General features: G+C 60.9%; 1 protein-coding gene. It reads left to right on the top strand.

The genetic code is table 11. The features are described from left to right. Positions 1–672: hypothetical protein (locus AC1DF4_RS19115; protein ID WP_476914350.1), on the top strand; the 672-nt coding region annotated here is incomplete at its 5' end. Positions 673–1,598: the final 926 nt, after the last annotated feature.

The raw sequence follows: 1,598 nt of genomic DNA, 5'->3' as shown, positions 1-1,598 counted from the left end.
GCCATGACGTACGCTCACACGATTCAGCGAGTCACGATCTCGGGTACTTGCTTCTCCGGTGCCGAGATCTGGCAGACCGGCTTTTGGCTGGGAGACGAGAGTGCCGACACCAGCACGGCCACTCAGGCTCAGGTGGACGCGATCGCAGCGCGCTGGGCTACCTTCTTCTCCAGCGGCTCGACGCAGATCAACAACAGCTACATCACGACTCAGGTCAAGGTGGCAAACATCCTCACCACAGGCCACACGGATCCACTGAACGTCGTCTACCACACCTACGGGACACCGCCCGTGGGCAGTGCTGGCGGCAACCGGCAGGCGCCCCAGACCACTCTGGTAGCGACGCTGACATCGGCGCTGAGCCGTGGCCTCGCTGCAAAGGGTCGCATGTACCTGCCGGGCCCGTCCATGGCAGTGCAGTCGAATGGGCGCGTCCAGAGCTTCGACATTTCCGGGATCGCCACCGCGTTTCAGACCTTCATCAACGGGGTCAACTCCGACGGCACCCCCGATCAGCAAGTGATCCTTGTTGCCAAGGCGACGACGCTGCCCGCTGTGAAGCCCGCCGTCAATGCGCTGGTCACCGGGATCAACTTCGGGGACGTGTACGATACGCAGCGGAGGCGCAGGGACCAGCTCAAGGAGACTCGGACCGGCCACACCATCCCGTAAGGCCACTAGGCTTTACGTGTGACCTCGAACGGCGGCAACTGGAACTGTGACTACCCCAGCTCCTGAAGGAGCCGCCACACCTCTCCCAGGGCCTCATCGTCGTCCCGCGTCGCCTGGTCTCGCTCTGCGGCCGTCAGGGGCAACTCCATGGTCCTGCGTGCTGTCCTCCGGCACCGTAGGATCGCTTCCGAAAGCTGCTCCCGGATCTCGTCTCTGCTCATGCTGTGGAGCCTACTGGCTCGGTGGCGGTTCGTGGGGTTTCTGCTCTGTTTGCTCCTGCTCTGCAGGAGCAGAGCGCATCCTGATGGTGGAGTAGGAAACGGGTTGTTGCACGCCCCCCCAAACCCCCCCAACTTAAATTTGGGGTCGGTCTGGGGAAGCGTCGCATGCTCTGTGAGCCATCCTGACGGAGCCAGTGAGGGGTCCTGGGCGCTACGACTGCCACCGGTAATTGCTGTCCCGGTCATCCTCGAGGGAGCCATGGCCACTACAGCCACAGAACCACCCAACCGTTAAACGAAGCCGGTACAGGGCATTTCCTCCAGCGTGTTTATTAACCCACCTGAGTTAAAAAGGCCGGCCCTTTGTGGCACAGGTGTGTTAACTCAGCTGTGTTAAAAAGATTGCTCAGGAAATCCCACGATCTGCCGAATTAAGTTCTACAATTCGCCTTATGGGTCGTCCGCATATTCGTCATATGCCTTCCCTGAGCCGGGTTTCCCACCCCCAGGGGAACCCGGCACAATACGCATAGTCACCGGATAGTTAAGGAGATCGGCCATGACGTACGCTCACACGATTCAGCGAGTCACGATCTCGGGTACTTGCTTCTCCGGTGCCGAGATCTGGCAGACCGGCTTTTGGCTGGGAGACGAGAGTGCCGACACCAGCACACCAGCACGGCCACTCAGGCTCAGGTGGACGCG

It is taken from the genome of Arthrobacter sp. 05N429 (assembly GCF_056397045.1).
The sequence above is the reverse complement of the archived record's forward strand: the minus strand, read 5'-3'. Positions and strand labels throughout refer to the sequence as shown.